We start from the raw sequence: 17,293 nt of genomic DNA, 5'->3' as shown, positions 1-17,293 counted from the left end.
GGGGATCGAAGCGACGCCGATCGTCACGGTGCCCCGGCCGGTTGGCAATGCACGGACGCCCGAATAGCCAGGAATCGTCAGGCTCGTCCACCGCTCGTCACCCGGCGGAACGCGGCTCGTTAGAACCCTCAGGCACTCCCTTTACGGACCGTGATGACGGCGATGATCAGGAGCGTCGCGCACACGGTGAGTGCCGCCGGCATGCCGGTGACATCGGCGATCAGGGCGACGGCGAGCCCGCACATGATCGTTCCGGCGTAGTCGGCCTGGGCGAGCAGCGAGTGCACAGTGGCCCGGACGGCGCCGACAGTCTGGCCGTCCACCCAGATGGTGCCGAGGCTCCGGGTCAGTGGCAACGAACCGGCGGCCAGCAATACGCCGAGACTGGCGGTGCCCGCATCCGGCGCGAGGGCGACGCCGGCGATGCCGGCCGCGGCGACCAGGCACGCCGCCAGGTAGCCGCGCCGGACCGTGCCGGCCGTACCGATCCGAGGCTGCGCGACGCGCAGAGCGACCGCGCCGGCCAGACACATCAGCACGCTCAGGCCGGTCAACCAGAGGACCGGATCGGCGCCCGGCGCGAGGGCGACCAGACGCAGCGGGTACAACCGACCGAAGGCACCGGTCACGCCGTTGACCAGCAACGTCGCGGCGAACAGGGCGATCAGGACCGGGCTGTGCCGGACCAGGCGTGAGCCGCGAGCCAGGATCGACCAGCCGGCGGACCAGCGTTGCGTGGGTGCCGGGACGAAGCGCTGCTCGGGAAAGCCGGCGGCGACGTACAGGCCGAGACCCAGCATCGCGGCTCCGGCGAGCACGATCGCCGTGTCACGCCCGGCGAACCACGCCAGCCCGCCGATTGCCGCCAGCCCGGCAACGGTTCCGGTGAGCTGGGCCTGCTCGGCCCGGATCAGCACCGTCGGCACATGTTCCGGGTCATCCAGTTCGTCGCTGATCCAGGCCACGTCGGCGCCGCTGGCGAAGGTCCAGGCCAGGCCCCACAGCATCTGCGTGGCCAGCAGCGGCAGAAAGCCGCTCACCAGTCCGGTGGCGAGCATGGCGGCGCCCATCAGCAGGTGGGAGACGACCAGCGACCACTTACGGCTGAGGGTGTCGGCGACGACGCCCGCGGGCACCTCGAAGACGAGCCCCACGAACGCCTGGGCGACCCCGATCAACACCAGCTGCGACGCCCGCAGATGCGCGTCCACGACCAGGTAGACGCTGGTGACCAGCCACCAGCCGCGATGCAGCACCGCCCGGCACCAGACCCACCGTACGAAGACGGCGCCGAGGTCCGGGCCGGTCCCGGCCATCAGCCCGCGGTCAGCGCCTGCTCGACGGCGGTGCGCAGAGTCCGTACCAGCGGCCGCTCGTCGTCGTGGCGCCACAGCAGCGCCATCTCGCTGGGCGCGATGCCGGTGACCGGCCGGACCGTGATGCCGTCCCGGCATATCTGCGGCACGTTGCCGGCCGCCACGAGACAGACGCCGAGGCCCGCCAGCAACGCCTCAACGGTCTCCTCGCTCGTCGCCACCTCGGCGCCGATCACGGCCGGCCGCCCGTCCCGGGCGTCGGTGGCCAGCCAGTGGTCACGCAGGGCGGCGCTGCTCGCCGGCAGCGCGAGGAACGGCTCGTCCAGCAGATCTCCGAAAGCGATCCGGTCCTGGCCGGCGAGCCGGTGCCCGGGCGGCAGCGCCAGCACCCGGGGCTCGCTCGCCACGACTAGCCGGCCGTACCGCTCCGGCTGCGGGACGGGCAACCAGACGAACGCGGCGTCGGTGCGCCCCGGCCCGTCCGTGCCGACGCCGCCGGTCGGGTCCTCCCACGACACCTGCCGGACCTGCAGTCGCGCCGACGGTGCGGCCGCGGCGAACCGGGCGCGGACCGCGGGGAGGAGCCCGCGCCCCAGGCCGGTGCTCATGCCGACCACCAGCGTGGCCGCCTGGCGGGCGGCGACGGCGGCCAGGCCGGCCTCGGCGCCCCGCCACACGTCGAGCAGCTGCCGCGCCGCCGGCAGCAACGTCTCGCCGGCCGGGGTGAGGCGTACCTCGTGCCGGTCCCGCTCGAACAGCCGCACCCGCAGCTGCGCCTCCAGCGCGCGGATCTGCTTCGACAGTGCCGGCTGGCTGACGAACAACTCCTCCGCGGCGCGGGTGAAGTGCAGGTGCTCGGCCACTGTCACGAAGTACCGCAGCTCGCGCAGGTGCACGTCCATAACCACTGGTTATCACGACAGGTCTTGGACGCCAAGGTGCCGTCCTGGCGAGGCTTGCGGCATGACTGACAACGTTTGGCTGATCACTGGCGCGAGCAGCGGCTTCGGCCGGGCCCTCACCGAGGCCGCGGTCGCGGCCGGCGACGTGGTCGTCGCCGCGGCGCGGCGCACCGAGGCCCTCGCCGACCTCGTCGACGCCCACCCCGACCGGGTCGAGGCGGTACGCCTGGACGTGACCGCGGCGTCCGCGGCCGCCACCGTGGCCGATGTCGAGGCCCGGTACGGGCGCGTCGACGTGCTGGTCAACAATGCCGGCCGCGGCCAGGTCGGCGCCGCCGAGGAGACCACCGACGCCGAACTGCGCGAGCTGTTCGAGGTGCACGTGTTCGGCCCGGCGACACTGACCCGCGCCGTCCTCCCCGGCATGCGGGCCCGCCGGCGCGGCGCGATCGTGCAGATGTCGTCGTTCGGCGGCCAGGTCGCGTACCCCGGCTTCTCCGCCTACTGCGCGACCAAGTTCGCGCTGGAGGGCTATTCGGAGGCGCTCGCCGCCGAGGTCGGGCCGCTCGGCATCCGCGTACTGATCGTCGAACCCGGCGCGTTCCGCACCGGATTCTCCGGAGCGAGCCTGGGCGAGAGCGTGGAGCTGCCCGACTACGCCGGCACGGCGGGCCCGACCCGGCGCATGATCAAAGGCATTGACGGTACGCAGCCAGGCGACCCCGCCAAGGCCGCGGCCGCCATCCTGACCGCGCTGAACGCCGAGCAGACCCCGCTGCGGCTGCCCCTCGGCGACGACGCCGTCGACGGCATCCTCGCCCACCTGACCGAGGTGCACGACGAGGTACGCCGCTGGGAGCCGATCTCGCGGGCCACCGCTTTCCCGGTCGGAGTGCCGCGATGACCCGCCTGGTGGCCGCCCTCCTCGCCGTCGCGCTGGCGCTGGCCGCCTGTGACCCGGGCACGCCGGCACCGGCCACCACCGCATCGTCCACGACGGAAGCCGGCGGCACCGAAGTGGTGCGTTCCTTCATCGAAGCCCTCAATCGTGGCGACGGCGACGCGGCCCGGGCGTTGGTGGCCCCGGACGCCCGTTTCGACAGCGTGGGACGGCTCTATCCGGACCGGCAGGCGATCTTCGACCGCTTCCTCGACCCCGAGGTGATCGCCGTCGGCGGCCGGTACAGCGAGCGGGGGAGCCGGACCGAGGGCGACCGGCTCGTGGTCGAGTATGACTTCACCACCGGATCGGGCGGGCGGGAGCGTTTCACGTACGCGTACCGGATCGACGACGGCCTGATCGTCGACGTGGTCGGGCGCTACGTCTGACCGCACAGCGCCTGGCAACCGACAGGAGGGTCGTCCTGCCGGTTGCCCGCCCCCTGAGGGCGCTGCGTCCCTCACTCCCCGTGGGGTGGCACTGGCACAGAACACGCCTGTTGATTTAGATTCCATCATCGAACCACGTGTGTGCCTCGCCGCCGGTGACTATACGCTGCGGGGCGGTGTCGGTGTCAACGGATGTATGGTCCTCTGGCGACGCGCGAAACGGGCGTTTATCGGATGTCCATGCATGTAGGAGGAGTGGTGGCTTCGAACCAGACGGATCCCGTGGGACGTGACCTGCCGCTCCTGGAAACCCTGGCCGACAAGCTGGAGTTCCTCTTCGACCGGGTGCGACCGGGCGCCGAGGAGCTCGGGCCGAACGAGGCCGCCGGGCGCCGATACACCACCAAGGAGATCGCCACCAAGATCAATGAGGCGGCGACGCGGGACGGCACCGGCGTGACCATCAGCGCCGCGTACGTCGGTGAGATGCGCCGCGGCATCACCACCGACCCGCGCACCTCACACGTACAGGCCCTGGCCCGGGCGTTCGGCGTCGACCCGGCGTTCTTCCTGGACAGCCAGGTGACCCGCCGCGTCCAGGAGCAGATCGACCTGCTCAACGAGCTGCGGCAGATGAAGGTGCAGCAGGTGGCGCTGCGCCGGGTGCTGCGCCAGCAGGGCCTGTCCGACGACAGCGCCCGTCTCATCGAGCAACTCGTCGACCGTTGCCGGCAGCTCGAGGGCCTCGACGACGGTCCGTCCATCTAAAGTGGTCAGTCGCTGACATCATGGTGACGGGGAGGGAGGAGGCATGGCAGACCGCACGCTGCGCCAGAGATGCGAGACGATCCTCGCCGAGTTGGAGCTACCGGACGCCGCCGACGTCCGGGACCTGTGCGACCTCGTCGCGCAGCGCCAGGGCCGGCCGATCCATCTCCTCGCGGAGAACCTGCCGACGGGCAGCCCGTGCGGGCTCGCCGTGCGCACCGAGCGGTTCGACGCCATCCTCTACGAGGCCGGGACGAGCCGGCTGCACCAGGAGCACATCATCCGGCACGAGCTCGGCCACCTGATCTGCGGCCACCTGACCGCACCGGTCCTGGACGCCGAGGCGTCCCGCCTGCTGCTGCCCAACCTCGATCCGTCGCTGGTGCGTGCCGTGCTGGGCCGGACCAACTACAGCGAGATCGAGGAGAAGGAGGCGGAGCTCATCGCCTCGCTGCTGCTGCGCCGGTCGGTGCTCACCCGGACCGAGCCCGCGGCGCCGGAGGATCCCGTGCTCGGCCGTCTGCACCACACGCTTGTCGATCCCGGGCCGAGGTGAACCCGTGTCCAAGGTGGTCTACCCGGTCGTCGCCTTCCTGGCCCTGATCGCGCTGGCGTACAAGATCCCGCCGCTCGTGCGCGACCCGCGCAACCCCGCCCGGCGTGCGCTGGTGGCGATGCTCGCCTGCCTCGTCTGGGCGCCCGCCGTCAACACACCCTTCGTCTACGTGCGCTTCGACGAGCTCACCGGCGTGCCCAACCTGGCCCGGCTGATCGCCCACTACGGGATCATCGGATTCGCCGTGTCGGTGCAGCTGCTCCTGCTGCACTGGACGGTCGAGAACCCGCCCCGCCGCAGCACCGGGATCCGGCTGCTCGCGGTGGCCGCGGCCGTCGTGGCCATGGCCGTCTTCTTCTTCCTCGCCCCGCTCGACACCTCACTGACCAGCGAATTCACCATCCGGTACGGCGACGCGCCGTACATGGCCCAGTACATGCTGGTCTACCTCGGATACTTCGTCCTCGCCCTGTTCGACATCCTGCGGCTGTCCTGGCGTTTCGCCGGCCGCACCGGGCAGCGGTTCCTGCGCGTCGGTCTGCGGCTGGTCAGCTTCGGCGCGGTCTTCGGCCTGGCCTACTGCCTGGAGAAGGGCTTCTACATCGCCGCCCGCAACGCCGGCTACGAGCCGATCCCGGCGGACGTGCAGCAGCAGATGTCGCCGTTGCTGACCGGGCCGGGCTGCGTGCTCATGCTGATCGGCTTCACCATCCCGTCGTGGGGGCCGCGGGTCGCCGCCGGCGGCGTCTGGTTGCGGCGCCTGCGCACCTACCGCCGGCTGTATCCGCTGTGGAAGCTGCTCTACGACGCCACCCCGGAGATCGCCCTCGACCCCGGCCAGTCCCGCCTCGGCGCCATGCGCGACGTCGAGTACCGGCTCGTCCGCCGAGTCGTGGAGATCCGCGACGGCTGGCTCGCGCTGCGGCCGTACTTCGACGCCCGGGTGGCCCGTGCGGCCGGCGATCAGGAAGACCGGGTCCACGCGGCCGTGCTGGTCGCCGCGGCCGAGGCCAAGGCGCGTGGCGAGGAGCCGGCGGAACGGTACAGCGCCGACCCGCAGGGCGGCACGGACATCGCCGAGGAGACCGCTCAGCTGCTGCGCGTCGCCCGGCATCTGCGCGGCGCCGGCGGCGCACGGCCGGCCACCGGCGAGGAACTGGAGGTCAGCCGGTGAGCGAGGCGTTGCAGCACATCAAGGCACTGGCGGCGCTGCTGCCCGACGCGCAGCGCAGCGCACACGCGTACGCCCGAAGCGTCGATCTTTTCTCCGGTGCCGACGAGATCGAGGCCGCCCACGAGTCCGGGCGGGCCTACGTCGCGGCCACCCGGATGGCCCTGTTGCAGAGCGAGGTGAGTGAGGCCCTCCAGGAGATCCGCAGCCGTACGCTGGACCTCGCCCCGGACGCCCGGCGGCCGGACGACGCGCTGAGCCTGGAACTCGCCGACATCCTGATCCGCACCCTGGAGCTGTCCGAGTATCTCGGTGTCGACCTAGGCGCGGCGCTGGTCACCAAGACCGCCGAGACGCTGAGCGGATACCGGCACGGCGGCGTGCGCTTCTGACGCGTCAGCCCAGCACCACCGGCAGCGCGACCAGGCCGCGGACGCGGAACGACGGCCGCCAGCGCAGCTCGTCCGCCGGCACGGCCAGCCGCATTCCGGGGAAACGGCGCCGCACGGTGCCGATGGCGATCTCCAGCTCCAGGCGGGCCAGCGGGGCACCCACGCAGTAGTGGATGCCGTGGCCGAAACTCAGATGCCCGCTCGCCCGTCCCGGCGTCACCTCGCCGGGGCCGGCGAAGGCGTCCGGATCGCGGTTGGCCGCGCCGACCACCAGCAGCACGGTCTCACCGCGCGGCACGGTGACCCCGGCGATGTCGATGTCCTCGGTCGGGAAGCGCCGCAACAGCACGGGAGCCGGCGGCTCGTACCGCAGCAGTTCCTCCGGATCGGCCGGCACGCCGGGGTTGCGCAGCAGTGTCAGCAGGCCCGTCCCGATGGCGTGCACCGTGTTCTCGTACCCGGCGAGCAGCAGTAGGAACGCCAGCGACGTCAGCTCGTCCTCGCTGAGCCGGTCCCCGCCCTCCCGCGCGGCGATCAGTGCGCTGAGCAGGTCGCCGGCCGGGTCGGCGCGCTTGGCGGCGAGCAGCTTCTCCAGATAGGCGTGGATCGTGCCGACGGCACGCGCCGCGGCGGCCCGGTCACCCCGCGGCGGGATGAGCATCGTGTCGGTCCAGGACCGGAAGTCGTGCCGGTCCGCCTCCGGAACGCCCAGCAGCTCGGAGATGACCGCCACCGGCAGCGGGCCGGCGTAGTCACCGACCAGGTCCGCCTCCGCCCGCCCGGCGAGCGCGTCCAACAGGGCGTCGGCGATCTGCTGGACGCGCGGGCGCAGGCTCTCCACCCGGCGCGGGGTGAACGCCTGCGCGACCAGCTTGCGGATCCGGGTGTGGTCCGGGGCGTCCATGTTGAGCAGGTTCGCGTCCAGGGCCGGTGGCAGGGAGAAGCCGCGCCAGCTGCCGTCGCCGTTGCGCTTGTCCACCGACAGGCGCGTGTCGGCGAGCAGGGCGCGGACGTCCGCGTACCGGGTCACCAGCCAGACCGGCGATCCGTCCGGCAGGTCCACCCGGCAGGCCGGTGCTTCGGTCCGGAGCCGGTCGTAGACCGGGTACGGATCGCGGAAGAACGTCTCGGAGACCGGGAGCGGAACCGCCGCCATGCCGTCGTGCCCTCCTCCGACCAGTGTGGGCTCACAGAAAGGCCGGGCATCCACGGGGGAAGATGCCCGGCCTTCACGCAGATCGAATCACACGGATCGCCCATCGCGCTACCCGGCAGCCGCCCGGGATCGGTGGTTCGTGTGCATCGGCCGAGCACAGGCGACTCGATGTGATCTGTGCCATTGGATGGTCTGTGGCGCTTTTCAGGGGGTTCGGGCGGGTGGGCTCGGCCGTTCGGCCGGTACCGGCTGCCCGGACGGCGATCTGGATCGGCGTTCCCAGACATTGATGGGCGACTTAGTTGCGGGCTAGGGTGAGGAAGCATTTCGCGTTTTAAATGCGCGACGGGGGGACTTCTTCATGCGTGCTTTCCGGGGCCTTTTCGCGGCCTTTTTGCTCTCGGCCCCGTTTTTGTTCGGCGCCTCTCCGGCCGCGGTCGGACATGTTCATGCTCATGCGCACGAGCACGGTGACGATCACGAGCACCTGGCACAGGATCTCGTCGGCACGCCGATGCGGGTCATCGAACAGCGCACCACCGAGAACGCGGCTCGCATCCAGCGGGAGACCGGAAAGCGTCCCGGTACGGCGCGCCCGGCGGCCGCCGTCGCGCCGGACCCCGGGCAGTCCGGCTCGTGGAGCCCGGTCGTCGGCACGCCCGTCGTGCCGGTCTTCGAGGCGGTGCTGCCGAACGGGAAGGTGCTGGTCTGGGACTCGGTCGGCGACAACCCGGCGGAGTCGTACCCGGACCACAGCTTCACCCGCGCCATGGTGTGGAATCCCGCCGACGACACGTACAAGCGTGTCGACCTGCAGGGCACGAACCTCTTCTGCGCGGGCTTCGCGCACCTGGCGAACGGCAACATCCTGCTCGCCGGTGGAAACGCGAACGCCCAGCTCGCCGGCACGGTACGCACCTATGTCTTCGACTGGCGTGCGGAGACCTGGACCCGCGGCAACGACATGGCCGCCGCGCGCTGGTACCCGTCGGTCGCGGAAATGGCGAACGGCGAGGAGGTCATCATCGGCGGCGGTCCCGCGACGGCCGAGGTGTACCAGGCGAACGGCGCCATCCGCGCCCTTTCCGGATTCACGAAGTACAACGCGCGCCTTTATCCGTTCATGGGATCACGCCCGGATACCCAACTCGGATTCTTCGGTCCCTACGTCACGCAGTACACGGTCAACACATCGGGGAACGGGATAATCACCGGAACCGGCACCCGGGACAGCATTACCCGGGACTACGGCAGCTTTGTCACGTACGACATCGGCAAGTCGCTCGTCGCCGGCGGCGGCAAGCTCACCGAGGGCGGTGTCGCGAACGTCCCCAGCCGGACCGCCGTGGTCGTGAACAGCAACGCCGGACTGGTCGCGTCCGTCGCGGCTACCGGATCGATGTCGGCCGGCCGCCGCCAGCACAACGTAACCGTGCTGGCCGACGGCTCGGTGCTGGCGACCGGCGGGATGACCAGCGCGGCCACCTCCGGCCTGGTCGATCTGAAGAACGCCGCGACGACGGCCGAACGCTGGGACCCCGCGACCGGCCAGTGGACCGTACTCGCCGGCGCGAGCCGGGTCCGGCAGTATCACTCGACGGCCGCGCTGCTCCCGGACGGGCGGGTCATGACCGGCGGCGGCGGGATCTGCGACATCTGTCTGAAGACCGGCTATCTGGAGAAGAACGTCGAGTACTACAGCCCGCCGTACCTGTTCAAGAAGGACGGCAGCGGCGCGCCGGCGGACCGGCCGGTCATCTCCGCGGCGCCGGCCACCATCGGCATCAACACCGGCTTCACCGTCTCGTCGGCTCAGGCGGCGAGCATCCGGAAGGTCGGGCTGGTCGGGCTCGGCGACGTGACGCACGGCGTGGACCAGGGTCAGCGCTATGTGCCGCTGCGGTTCTCGGCCGCCGGCACGACGCTGACGGTCACCGGGCCGCCGAGCGGGGGCGTGGCGCCGCCCGGCTATTACATGCTCTTCGTCGTCGACGCGGCCGGCGTGCCGTCGGTGGCGACGATGGTTCAGGTCGGCAAGGGACCGAACCCGCTGATGAGCGCGGTCCGGAACAGCACCGGCCGGTGCATCGACGTGCCGTCGTCCGCGACGGCGATCCGTACGTACCTGCAGGCATACAACTGCAACGGCACCAAGGCGCAGGCGCTGACCCGGCTGCCCGGTGACAACTCGCTGCGGGTCCTCGGCAACTGCGTCGACGTGCCGTCGAGCAGTTTCACTCCGGGCCGGACCATCTGGGCCTACACGTGCAACAACACGGCCGCGCAGACCTGGCAGTTCGGATCGGACGGCACGATCCGGCCGATCGCGAACACCGCACTGTGTCTCGCCGCGGCCTCGTCGGCCAACAACGCGGCGATTCTCATCGCGACGTGTGACGGCAACGCACTCCAGAAATGGACTTGGTAGCCGTCGCCGCGCGGACCGCGCCGTAGCGCCTTAGGTTTGACCGGTGACTGTGATGCCCCGGCGGCCCGTCGTCGTGCCGCTGCTCGCCCTGCTCCTCGCGCTGGTCGCCCTGCCCGGCCCGGCTCGCGCCGACGCGCCGGGGCGCCTCGCCGTCCAGGTGACCGACGAGGCGGGAGTCCTCGGCGACCGGGCCGGGGTGGACGCCGCGCTGCGCGATCTGCGGCAGGAGACCGGCATCCAGCTGTTCGTGGTCTTCGTCGGCTCCTTCGACGGCACACCCGCCCAGCGGTGGACCGACGAGACGGCCCGGCTCAGCGACCTGGGCGACCGGGACGCGCTGCTGGCGGTCGCCACCACCGACCGGGCGTACGCCTACTCGTTCCCCGACGACTCCCGGATCAGCGACGACGAGCTGGCCGGTGTGGCGGCCGACGAGATCGAGCCCGCCCTGGCCCGCGGCGACTGGTCGGGTGCGGTGATCGCGGCGGCCCGCGGCTACCAGGACGCCGCCGGCGGCGGCAGTGGTGGCGTGGGGCTGGGCGCGCCGCTGCTGGTCCTCGGGGCGGTCCTGGCCGGAGCGCTGATCTGGCTCTGGCTGCGCCGGCGCCGCAAGACGGCGCCGGCGGCTCCGGCCGGCCCCAGCACGCAGGACCTGACGAACCAGGCGAACGCGCTGCTCATCGAACTCGACGACGACCTGCGGGCCAGCGAGCGGGAAGGTGAGCTGGCGACCGCACAGTACGGTGCCGCGGCGACCCAACGTTTCCAGGCCGCGCTCACCTCGGCGCGCGGTGACGTCGCCGAGGCGTTCCGCCTGCGGATGACCCTCGAGGAGGAACCCGCGCCGGACGAGGACACGCGTCGCCGTACGCTCACCCGGATCATCGAGCTCTGCCGCGGCGCCGACACCCGGCTGGACGCCGAGTCGGAAGCCTTCGACCAGCTACGCGACCTGGAGGGCCGGGCCGCCGAGGTCGCCGACGACCTGGACCGGCAACGTGCCGCGGCCGAGGCGGCACTGCCCGCGGCGGCGGCCCGCGTCGAGGAACTGACCGCCCACTACAGCGGGTCGACGGTCACCGCGGTCACCGGCAACGTGGACCAGGCCCGGGAGCGTCTCGCCTTCGCCGCGGCCGCTCTGGAGCAGGCCCGCTCCGCGCTGGCCGGGACACCGGCGGACGGCCCGCAGGCGGCACTCGCGGTCCGGGCCGCGGAACAGGCGATCGATCAGGCCGTTCAGCTGAGCACCGCGGTGGACAAGGCGGCCGCCGATCTGCCGGCCGCGCGCACCGCCGCGGACGCGCTGGTCGCCGAGGTGGAGGCGGAGGTGGCGGCCGGGCGCGCCGCACTGGCCGGCGATACCGCCGCCCCGGACGGGCTGCCCGCCGCGGTTTCCGGCGGCGAGCAGGCGGTGGCCGAGGCCCGGGCCGCACTCGGCGCGCCGCGGCCGGACCCGGTGGCGGTGGTCGCCCGGCTGCAAGCCGCCGACGCCGCCCTGGACAGCGCCCTCGCGGCGGCGCGGGACCGGGCGGAGCGCGACGCCCATGCCCGTACCCTGCTGGCACAGACTCTGCCGGTCGCCCGGGCGGAGGTCTCGGCCACGGATGACTTCGTGGCGACGCGGCGTGGTGCGGTCGGCTCCGAGGCCCGGGTGCGGCTGTCCGAGGCGCATCGCCATCTCGCGCTGGCCGAGCAGCTGGCGGTCCCGGATCCCGGGGCGGCCCTGCGCGAGGCGCAGCAGGCGCGGCACCTGGCCGCCGCGGCCGGGCAGGCCGCACAGGCCGACGTGCACTCCTGGAACCCGGCGGGCCCGTACGGCCACCGGGGCGGAATAGACGCGGGATCCTTCGCCGGCGCGGTCCTCGGCGGCATCCTCGCCGGTGGAGTGCGGTCCGGCGGCGGATGGGGCGGTGGTTTCGGCGGCAGCGGGTCGCGGGCACGGCGTACCGGTGGTGGGGGAGGAGGCGGCCGCCGGGGCGGTGGCGGGCGCTTCTGACCCGGCATCAGCGGTGGGACCATGACCGGCATGGCCATTCCGCTCGCCGATGGCAGCATCCTGAGCTTCACCCCCGACGGCCGGTTCAGCAGCGTCGAGTTCGGCTGCTACCGCGGCGACGAGATGGTCACCGCGGTCAGCCTGCCGTTTCTCGGCTGGGCGGTGGTCGCCTTTCAGCAGGCGGACGGTCCGGGCTACTACACCCAGCTGCTGGCGGTCGGACTGCGCGAGAACGGCCGGCCGGCCACCGAGGTGGACGTCCGGCGGATGCACGATGTCGACGGCGACCAGGGGATCCGGACCAGGCTGATCGCCGCGGCGCCCGAGGTCGGCGCCGGAAGCCTGTCGCGCATCCCGGTCGATGAGATCATCGGCATCTTCGACGATGAACCGGATCCCCTCTTCGAGGGCGAGACACCGCTGTACGAGCCGGAGATCTTCCCGCGACCGGACGGCGATGCCGCCGACGACGAGGATCCCGAGATCTTCCCGCCGCAGGCCTGACCGCCTACCCGAGCAACTCCCGGGTCAGGACCTGGATCCACCAGCGTTCGACCTGGTCGGGGCTCCAGCCCCGCTCGACCGTGAGGGTGCTGTAGACGTCGATGTTGCAGATCGCGGCGTAGACGTCGACGGCGGTGCCGAGCTCCAGCCCGTCCCGGAGCGGCCATGACGAGAACACCTGGATCCGGGTCTCGTCACCGCCGCGGCGACCGGCTCGGTAGGCGTCGGCCAGCGCCGGCTCGGTACGGCCGGCCTCCCGGATGAGCCGGATCAGATCACCGGCACGCTCGAAGAGGCGCCGGTCGTACCCGGTCATCGCCGCGAGCTGCCGCACCGGGTCGTCGGCCGCCGCTTCGATCTCGGCCAGGGACTGGGCCGGGTCCGCCGCGTTGTCCGCCGCCTCGGCCAGCGCCTGGATCAGCCCGGTCTTGTTGCCGTATGCCGCGTAGACGGTCGGCACGGAGACACCGGCCTCCCGTGCCACGTCGCGGACCGTGGTCGCGGCCCAGCCCCGGGCGACGAACAGGCGGCGAGCGGCCGCGGCGATCTCGCTCCGGGTCTGAGCCGCCTGGGTCGCCCGGCGCAGCGACTCGTACTTCCGCATGCCCTATCCCTTTCGCTTTCCGCCTATTATATTGAATACATGTCTCGGCAAGTTTCCGGCGCTGCCGCCATCGGCTTCGCCGTTCTGATCGTCTGCCTCAATGCCGTCCTGGTTCCGGCCGGCCTGCCCACCACCGGCGCGGACACCGCGCAGGCCCTGGCATTCTTCAGCAGTCATGAGGCCGTGGTCCGGGTCGCGTCGGCGCTGGCGCCGGTGGCCTGGGTGCTGGCCACCGTGTTCGGCGCGGGTGCGGTGGCGGTTCTGCGGACCGCCTGGGCGGTGGTCGGCTTCGCCGGGGTACTTTTGCAGAACCTCACGTTCACCGCCGTGATGGCCACCCGGCTGGCGCTGACCACGACGCCGGACCCCGGGCTCTGGGCGCTGCACGATGCGCTGTTCGTCTTCAACGGCACGTTCCTGGCGCTGGCCATGACCGGCCTGTCGCTCGCCGGCGCCGGCGCCGGCCTGATCCGCCCCTGGCACAGCCGGATCGGCCTGGTGGCCGCGGCGCTGCAGTTCGCCTCGGCCGTCCTGGGGCCGTTGGTGATCGAGGATCCGGGTCCGATCGGCCTGCTCGGGCTCGCCGGCTGGCTGATCTGGGTGGTGTGGCTGGTCGCCTACGGAGTCGCGCTGCGGTCGCCGGTCAGCGCCACCAGTCATCGAGCGGGGTGACCGGCATGACGCGCTTGTGCCGGGTCGCGAGATAGTGCGACTCCACCTTCGCCGCCACCTCCGGCGCGACGTCGGCGCCTTCCAGGTAGTCGTCGATCTGGCTGTACTGCACGCCGAGTGCCACCTCGTCGGGCAGCGCGGGCCGGTCGTCCTCGAGGTCGGCGGTCGGCACCTTCTGCCACACGCTGGGCGGCGCGCCCAGCTCCCGCAGCAGGGTGGCGCCCTGCCGCTTGGTCAACCCGCTCAGCGGGATGATGTCGACGCCGCCGTCGCCGTGCTTGGTGTAGAAACCGGTCACCGCCTCCGCCGCGTGGTCGGTGCCCACGACCAGCAGGCTCAGCTGGCCGGCGATCGCGTACTGGATCACCATGCGTTCCCGGGCCTTGATGTTGCCGCGGACGAAGTCGCGCAGCGCGTCGTCGCCGTCGAGCAGCTCGCGGCAGGCGATCGCCACCTGGGCGGCCACGGTGTCCGCGCTCGGCTTCACATTCGCCACGACGGACCGGTCCGGGCCGATGAAGTCCAGGGCGATCTGCGCGTCCCGCTCGTCGGCCTGCACCCCGTAGGGCAACCGCACCGCGACGAAGGTGGCGCTGTGCCCCTCGGCCCGCAGCTCCTCGACGGCGAGCTGGCACAACTTGCCGGCCAGCGTGCTGTCCTGGCCGCCGCTGATGCCCAGCACGTAACCCTTGGCCGGGGTGGATCGCAGATAGTCCTTGAGGAAGTCCACCCGTGCCCGGATCTCGTCCTCGGGCGTGATCACCGGCTTGACGCCGAGCTCAGCGAGGATCCGCTCACGTAGGTTCGCCATGCGCGTACCCTACCGGCGCGATCTGGACCGAATCGGTCAGGCCACGGGCGGGTGACGAGTTTAAGGTCACACAGCGTTACATTCGCCCGATGTGGACACCCCACTCCGGGTAGTCTTCGGCCCGCTATGCCCATTCTCGCCCTTGATCGCACTCCGATCCCCGCCCGTCCGGCCGCGCACCCGTCGCGGCGTCGTCTGGCTCTCGTCTTCGGCGCCATGATCGTTGTCCTGGCCGCGGTCAACGTCGCCGCCAAGTACGGTCCGCCGCACACCGGCCTGGTGGCCGGCCCGCTCGTCGCGCTGGGCCTGGTCCTGCTCGGCCGTCGCGCCGGCCTGAGCTGGCACGACATGGGCCTGTCGCGGCGCACGCTGGTGCCCGGTCTGAAGTACGCCGTCGGCGCCGTCCTCGCGGTCGCCGTGATCTACGCGATCGGCGTCGCCATCCCGGCGACCCGGCCGGCCTTCGACGACGTCCGCTACCACCTGCACCTGAGCGCCGCCCTGATGACCGCGTTCGTGGTCGTGCCGCTCGGCACCGTCCTGCTCGAGGAGGTCGCCTTCCGTGGCGTACTCCTCGGCATGGTCAACCGCCACCGCGGCGCGGTCTGGGCGAGCGTCACCTCATCGGTGCTGTTCGGTCTCTGGCACATCCTGCCGTCGCTGCGCCTCGCGCAGGCCAACGAGGCGGTCGGCGCGGTGCTCGGCACCGACGTCATCGGCCAGGTCCTCGCCGTGCTCGGTGCGGTCGGTTTCACCGCGCTGGCCGGCCTGCTGCTGTGCGAGCTGCGGCGCCGCAGCGGCAGCCTGCTCGCGGCGGCCGCGCTGCACTGGGCGACCAACGGCCTGGGCCTGCTGGTCACCGCGGCCCTGGCCGCGGTCCGCCTGGCCTGAGCGCCGGCTGGCTACGGCGTGACCAGCCCGGTCTGGTAGGCGATCACCACGAGTTGTGCCCGGTCGCGGGCGCCGAGCTTTCCCATCGCGCGGCTGACGTGGGTACGCGCGGTGTCCGGGCTGAGGAACAGGGCCGCGCCGATCTCGTCGTTGCGCAGGCCCTGACCCACCAGCGTCACCACCTCGCGTTCCCGCTCGGTCAGGACGGCGAGCCGCTGCCGCGCGGCCTGCCCGGCGGTACGCCGCGCGGTGAACTGGGCGATCAGCCGGCGGGTGATCCGCGGCGCGAGCAGGGCCTCGCCGGCGGCGACCACCCGGATGGCGTGCAGCAGCTCGGCCGGGCCGGCGTCCTTGAGCAGGAAGCCGCTGGCCCCGGCCTGCAAACCGTCGAAGACGTACTCGTCGGTGTCGTACGTGGTCAGAATGAGCACCCGGACCTGCTGGAGCCCGTTTGTCGAGGCGATCTGCCGGGTCGCCTCGATACCGTCCATCTTCGGCATCCGGATGTCCATGAGCACCACGTCCGGCCGGGTGGACCGGGCCAGCTCCACGGCCTCGGCGCCGGTGGCGGCCTCGCCCACCACGGTGATGTCGTCCTCGGTGTCGAGCAGCAGCCGGAACCCGGACCGCACCAGGCGCTCGTCGTCGGCGAGCAGCACCTTGAGAGTCATGCCGCGGCCAGCGGCAGGCGGGCGGTGACCGCGAAGCCCCCACCCGGCAGCGGCCCGGCGTCGAGCTCCCCGCCGAGGAGGTGGCAGCGCTCCCGCATGCCGAGGATCCCGCGGCCCGGCACACCGGCTCCGGTGGGCCCGTCACCGTCGTCCGCCACCCGGACCCGCACGGTGTCGGCGTTGTAGTCCAGCGCGACCGTGACCCGCGTCGCCCCGGCGTGGCGGATCACATTGGTGATCGACTCCTGCACGATCCGGTACACGGCACTGCCCACCGCGCCCGGCACCCCCGGCGGCGAACCGGCCGCCGCGACGTCCACCTCCAGCCCCGCCTTGCGCGCCTCGGCGGCCAGGTCGTCGATCGCCTCCAGCCCGGGCAGCGGCCGCCGGCCGTCGTCGAGGACGCCGAGGACGGTCCGCATCTCCTGAAGCGCACGCGCGCTGGTCTGCTCGATCACCTGTAGCGCGGCGCGCGCCTGCTCCGGTCGTTTGTCCAGCACGTGCGCGGTCACCCCGGACTGCACGTTGATGATCGCGATCGCGTGCGCGACGGTGTCGTGGACCTCGCGCGCGATCCGCAGCCGTTCCTCGTCGACCCGGGCGCGGGTCTCCTGCCGGGCGCGCTCCACCGCGTCGGCCGCGATGACCTTTCGCGATCGGACGCTCTCACCGAGCGCCGCGCTCATCACCGAGGCGCCGATCCGGAAGAACACCCAGCCGATCGCCTCCGGCGGCTCCACGCCGATGGCGGTGACCAGCCAGCACACCGTCAGGATCCCGATGCCCGCGGTGGCCGTCCGCACCGAACGGCGCCCGTCACCGAGGGCGGTGAGCGTGTAGAGCGCCACGAACAGACCCAGCCAGCCCGGCCCGTCCGGAAAGCCGAGCGAGTAGTACGCCACGCTCGCGAGCGCGCTGACCCCGAACACCGCGACCGGCCAGCGGCGGCGCACGGCCACGACCGCGCCACCGACGACCAGCAGCAGGTATGCCAGCGGCCCCAGGTTCTCCCCGTCGTTGCGCACGACGGTGCCCTGGACCTGCATCACCGTGATGAAGAGCGCCAGCAGCAGATCCTGAGCCCAGACCGGCGGGCGGAACGACATGCCGTGATCCTAGGCGGCCC

General features: G+C 72.1%; 19 protein-coding genes. 11 read left to right on the top strand and 8 right to left on the bottom strand.

Going from position 1 to position 17,293, the window contains the following annotated elements; genetic code table 11:
- Positions 1-128: 128 nt before the first annotated feature.
- Positions 129-1,316 (bottom strand): MFS transporter, encoded by a 1,188-nt coding sequence (locus I4J89_RS29360; protein ID WP_196417335.1) that lies wholly within the window; start codon positions 1,314-1,316, stop codon positions 129-131.
- Positions 1,316-2,218, bottom strand: a complete 903-nt coding sequence (locus I4J89_RS29355) for a LysR family transcriptional regulator (RefSeq protein ID WP_196417334.1) — start codon at positions 2,216-2,218, stop codon at positions 1,316-1,318. Before I4J89_RS29355 ends, I4J89_RS29360 begins: the two co-directional genes overlap by 1 nt.
- Positions 2,219-2,279: 61 nt before the next feature.
- On the opposite strand from I4J89_RS29355, the gene I4J89_RS29350 reads away from it, so the two are divergent.
- The 6 genes from I4J89_RS29350 to I4J89_RS29325 all read left to right on the top strand — a co-directional run bounded on the left by I4J89_RS29350 (position 2,280) and on the right by I4J89_RS29325 (position 6,434).
- The gene (locus tag I4J89_RS29350) at positions 2,280-3,122 is read left to right on the top strand and encodes an oxidoreductase (protein WP_196417333.1); all 843 of its coding nucleotides are present in this window, start codon (positions 2,280-2,282) and stop codon (positions 3,120-3,122) included.
- Positions 3,119-3,547 (top strand): nuclear transport factor 2 family protein, encoded by a 429-nt coding sequence (locus I4J89_RS29345; protein ID WP_196417332.1) that lies wholly within the window; start codon positions 3,119-3,121, stop codon positions 3,545-3,547. The genes I4J89_RS29350 and I4J89_RS29345 overlap by 4 nt, the downstream gene beginning before the upstream one ends.
- Before the next feature lie 240 nt (positions 3,548-3,787).
- Positions 3,788-4,315 (top strand): aldo-keto reductase family protein, encoded by a 528-nt coding sequence (locus I4J89_RS29340; protein ID WP_196417331.1) that lies wholly within the window; start codon positions 3,788-3,790, stop codon positions 4,313-4,315.
- A 43-nt stretch (positions 4,316-4,358) separates the two neighbouring features.
- The gene (locus I4J89_RS29335; RefSeq protein ID WP_196417330.1) at positions 4,359-4,871 is read left to right on the top strand and encodes a hypothetical protein; all 513 of its coding nucleotides are present in this window, start codon (positions 4,359-4,361) and stop codon (positions 4,869-4,871) included.
- Between the two features lie 4 nt (positions 4,872-4,875).
- Complete coding sequence (locus I4J89_RS29330; RefSeq protein WP_196417329.1) at positions 4,876-6,045, top strand: MAB_1171c family putative transporter; 1,170 nt, start codon at positions 4,876-4,878, stop codon at positions 6,043-6,045.
- A complete protein-coding gene (locus tag I4J89_RS29325; protein ID WP_196417328.1) occupies positions 6,042-6,434 on the top strand; it encodes a nucleoside triphosphate pyrophosphohydrolase family protein in 393 nt (130 codons plus the stop codon). Before I4J89_RS29330 ends, I4J89_RS29325 begins: the two co-directional genes overlap by 4 nt.
- A 4-nt stretch (positions 6,435-6,438) precedes the next feature.
- Here I4J89_RS29325 and I4J89_RS29320 read toward each other — a convergent pair whose 3' ends face one another.
- Together I4J89_RS29320 and I4J89_RS49975 are read right to left on the bottom strand one after the other, a co-directional pair.
- Positions 6,439-7,590 carry a cytochrome P450 family protein gene (locus I4J89_RS29320; RefSeq protein ID WP_196417327.1) on the bottom strand — a complete coding sequence of 384 codons (1,152 nt, stop codon included), beginning with the start codon at positions 7,588-7,590 and terminating at the stop codon, positions 6,439-6,441.
- Positions 7,591-7,924: 334 nt separating this feature from the next.
- Positions 7,925-8,077, bottom strand: coding sequence for a hypothetical protein (locus I4J89_RS49975; RefSeq protein ID WP_230859780.1), 153 nt, complete (start codon positions 8,075-8,077; stop codon positions 7,925-7,927).
- Positions 8,078-8,104: 27 nt separating this feature from the next.
- Between I4J89_RS49975 and I4J89_RS29315 the strand changes: the two genes are divergently transcribed.
- The 3 genes from I4J89_RS29315 to I4J89_RS29305 are packed head-to-tail and all read left to right on the top strand — an operon-like array spanning position 8,105 to position 12,518.
- Positions 8,105-10,018 carry a galactose oxidase-like domain-containing protein gene (locus I4J89_RS29315; RefSeq protein ID WP_230859779.1) on the top strand — a complete coding sequence of 638 codons (1,914 nt, stop codon included), beginning with the start codon at positions 8,105-8,107 and terminating at the stop codon, positions 10,016-10,018.
- Between the two features lie 52 nt (positions 10,019-10,070).
- Entirely contained in the window at positions 10,071-12,014 is a 1,944-nt protein-coding gene (locus I4J89_RS29310) for a TPM domain-containing protein (RefSeq protein WP_196417374.1), read from the top strand.
- Between the two features lie 30 nt (positions 12,015-12,044).
- Positions 12,045-12,518: a hypothetical protein gene (locus tag I4J89_RS29305; RefSeq protein WP_196417325.1), complete on the top strand. Its 474-nt coding sequence runs from the start codon at positions 12,045-12,047 to the stop codon at positions 12,516-12,518.
- A gap of 4 nt (positions 12,519-12,522) precedes the next feature.
- Here I4J89_RS29305 and I4J89_RS29300 read toward each other — a convergent pair whose 3' ends face one another.
- Positions 12,523-13,122 (bottom strand): TetR/AcrR family transcriptional regulator, encoded by a 600-nt coding sequence (locus I4J89_RS29300; RefSeq protein WP_196417324.1) that lies wholly within the window; start codon positions 13,120-13,122, stop codon positions 12,523-12,525.
- A 39-nt stretch (positions 13,123-13,161) separates the two neighbouring features.
- Between I4J89_RS29300 and I4J89_RS29295 the strand changes: the two genes are divergently transcribed.
- Positions 13,162-13,794 (top strand): hypothetical protein, encoded by a 633-nt coding sequence (locus I4J89_RS29295; RefSeq protein WP_230859778.1) that lies wholly within the window; start codon positions 13,162-13,164, stop codon positions 13,792-13,794.
- On the opposite strand, the gene nadE is transcribed toward I4J89_RS29295, so the two are convergent.
- The gene (gene nadE / locus I4J89_RS29290; RefSeq protein WP_196417323.1) at positions 13,766-14,605 is read right to left on the bottom strand and encodes an NAD(+) synthase; all 840 of its coding nucleotides are present in this window, start codon (positions 14,603-14,605) and stop codon (positions 13,766-13,768) included. The genes I4J89_RS29295 and nadE overlap by 29 nt on opposite strands.
- A gap of 126 nt (positions 14,606-14,731) precedes the next feature.
- Here nadE and I4J89_RS29285 point away from each other — a divergent pair, with 126 nt between their 5' ends.
- A complete protein-coding gene (locus tag I4J89_RS29285) occupies positions 14,732-15,496 on the top strand; it encodes a CPBP family intramembrane glutamic endopeptidase (protein ID WP_230859777.1) in 765 nt (254 codons plus the stop codon).
- Between the two features lie 11 nt (positions 15,497-15,507).
- Here I4J89_RS29285 and I4J89_RS29280 read toward each other — a convergent pair whose 3' ends face one another.
- Together I4J89_RS29280 and I4J89_RS29275 are read right to left on the bottom strand one after the other, a co-directional pair.
- The gene (locus I4J89_RS29280) at positions 15,508-16,167 is read right to left on the bottom strand and encodes a response regulator transcription factor (RefSeq protein ID WP_196417322.1); all 660 of its coding nucleotides are present in this window, start codon (positions 16,165-16,167) and stop codon (positions 15,508-15,510) included.
- On the bottom strand, positions 16,164-17,273 hold the full coding sequence (locus I4J89_RS29275) for a sensor histidine kinase (protein WP_196417321.1): 1,110 nt from the start codon (positions 17,271-17,273) through the stop codon (positions 16,164-16,166). The genes I4J89_RS29280 and I4J89_RS29275 overlap by 4 nt, the downstream gene beginning before the upstream one ends.
- Between the last annotated feature and the right edge of the window lie 20 nt (positions 17,274-17,293).

Origin of the sequence: Actinoplanes aureus, from assembly GCF_015704865.1 — a bacterium.
Lineage (GTDB): Bacteria > Actinomycetota > Actinomycetes > Mycobacteriales > Micromonosporaceae > Actinoplanes > Actinoplanes aureus.
Note: the sequence above shows the minus strand (reverse complement) of the source record. Positions and strands in the feature narration are given on the sequence as shown.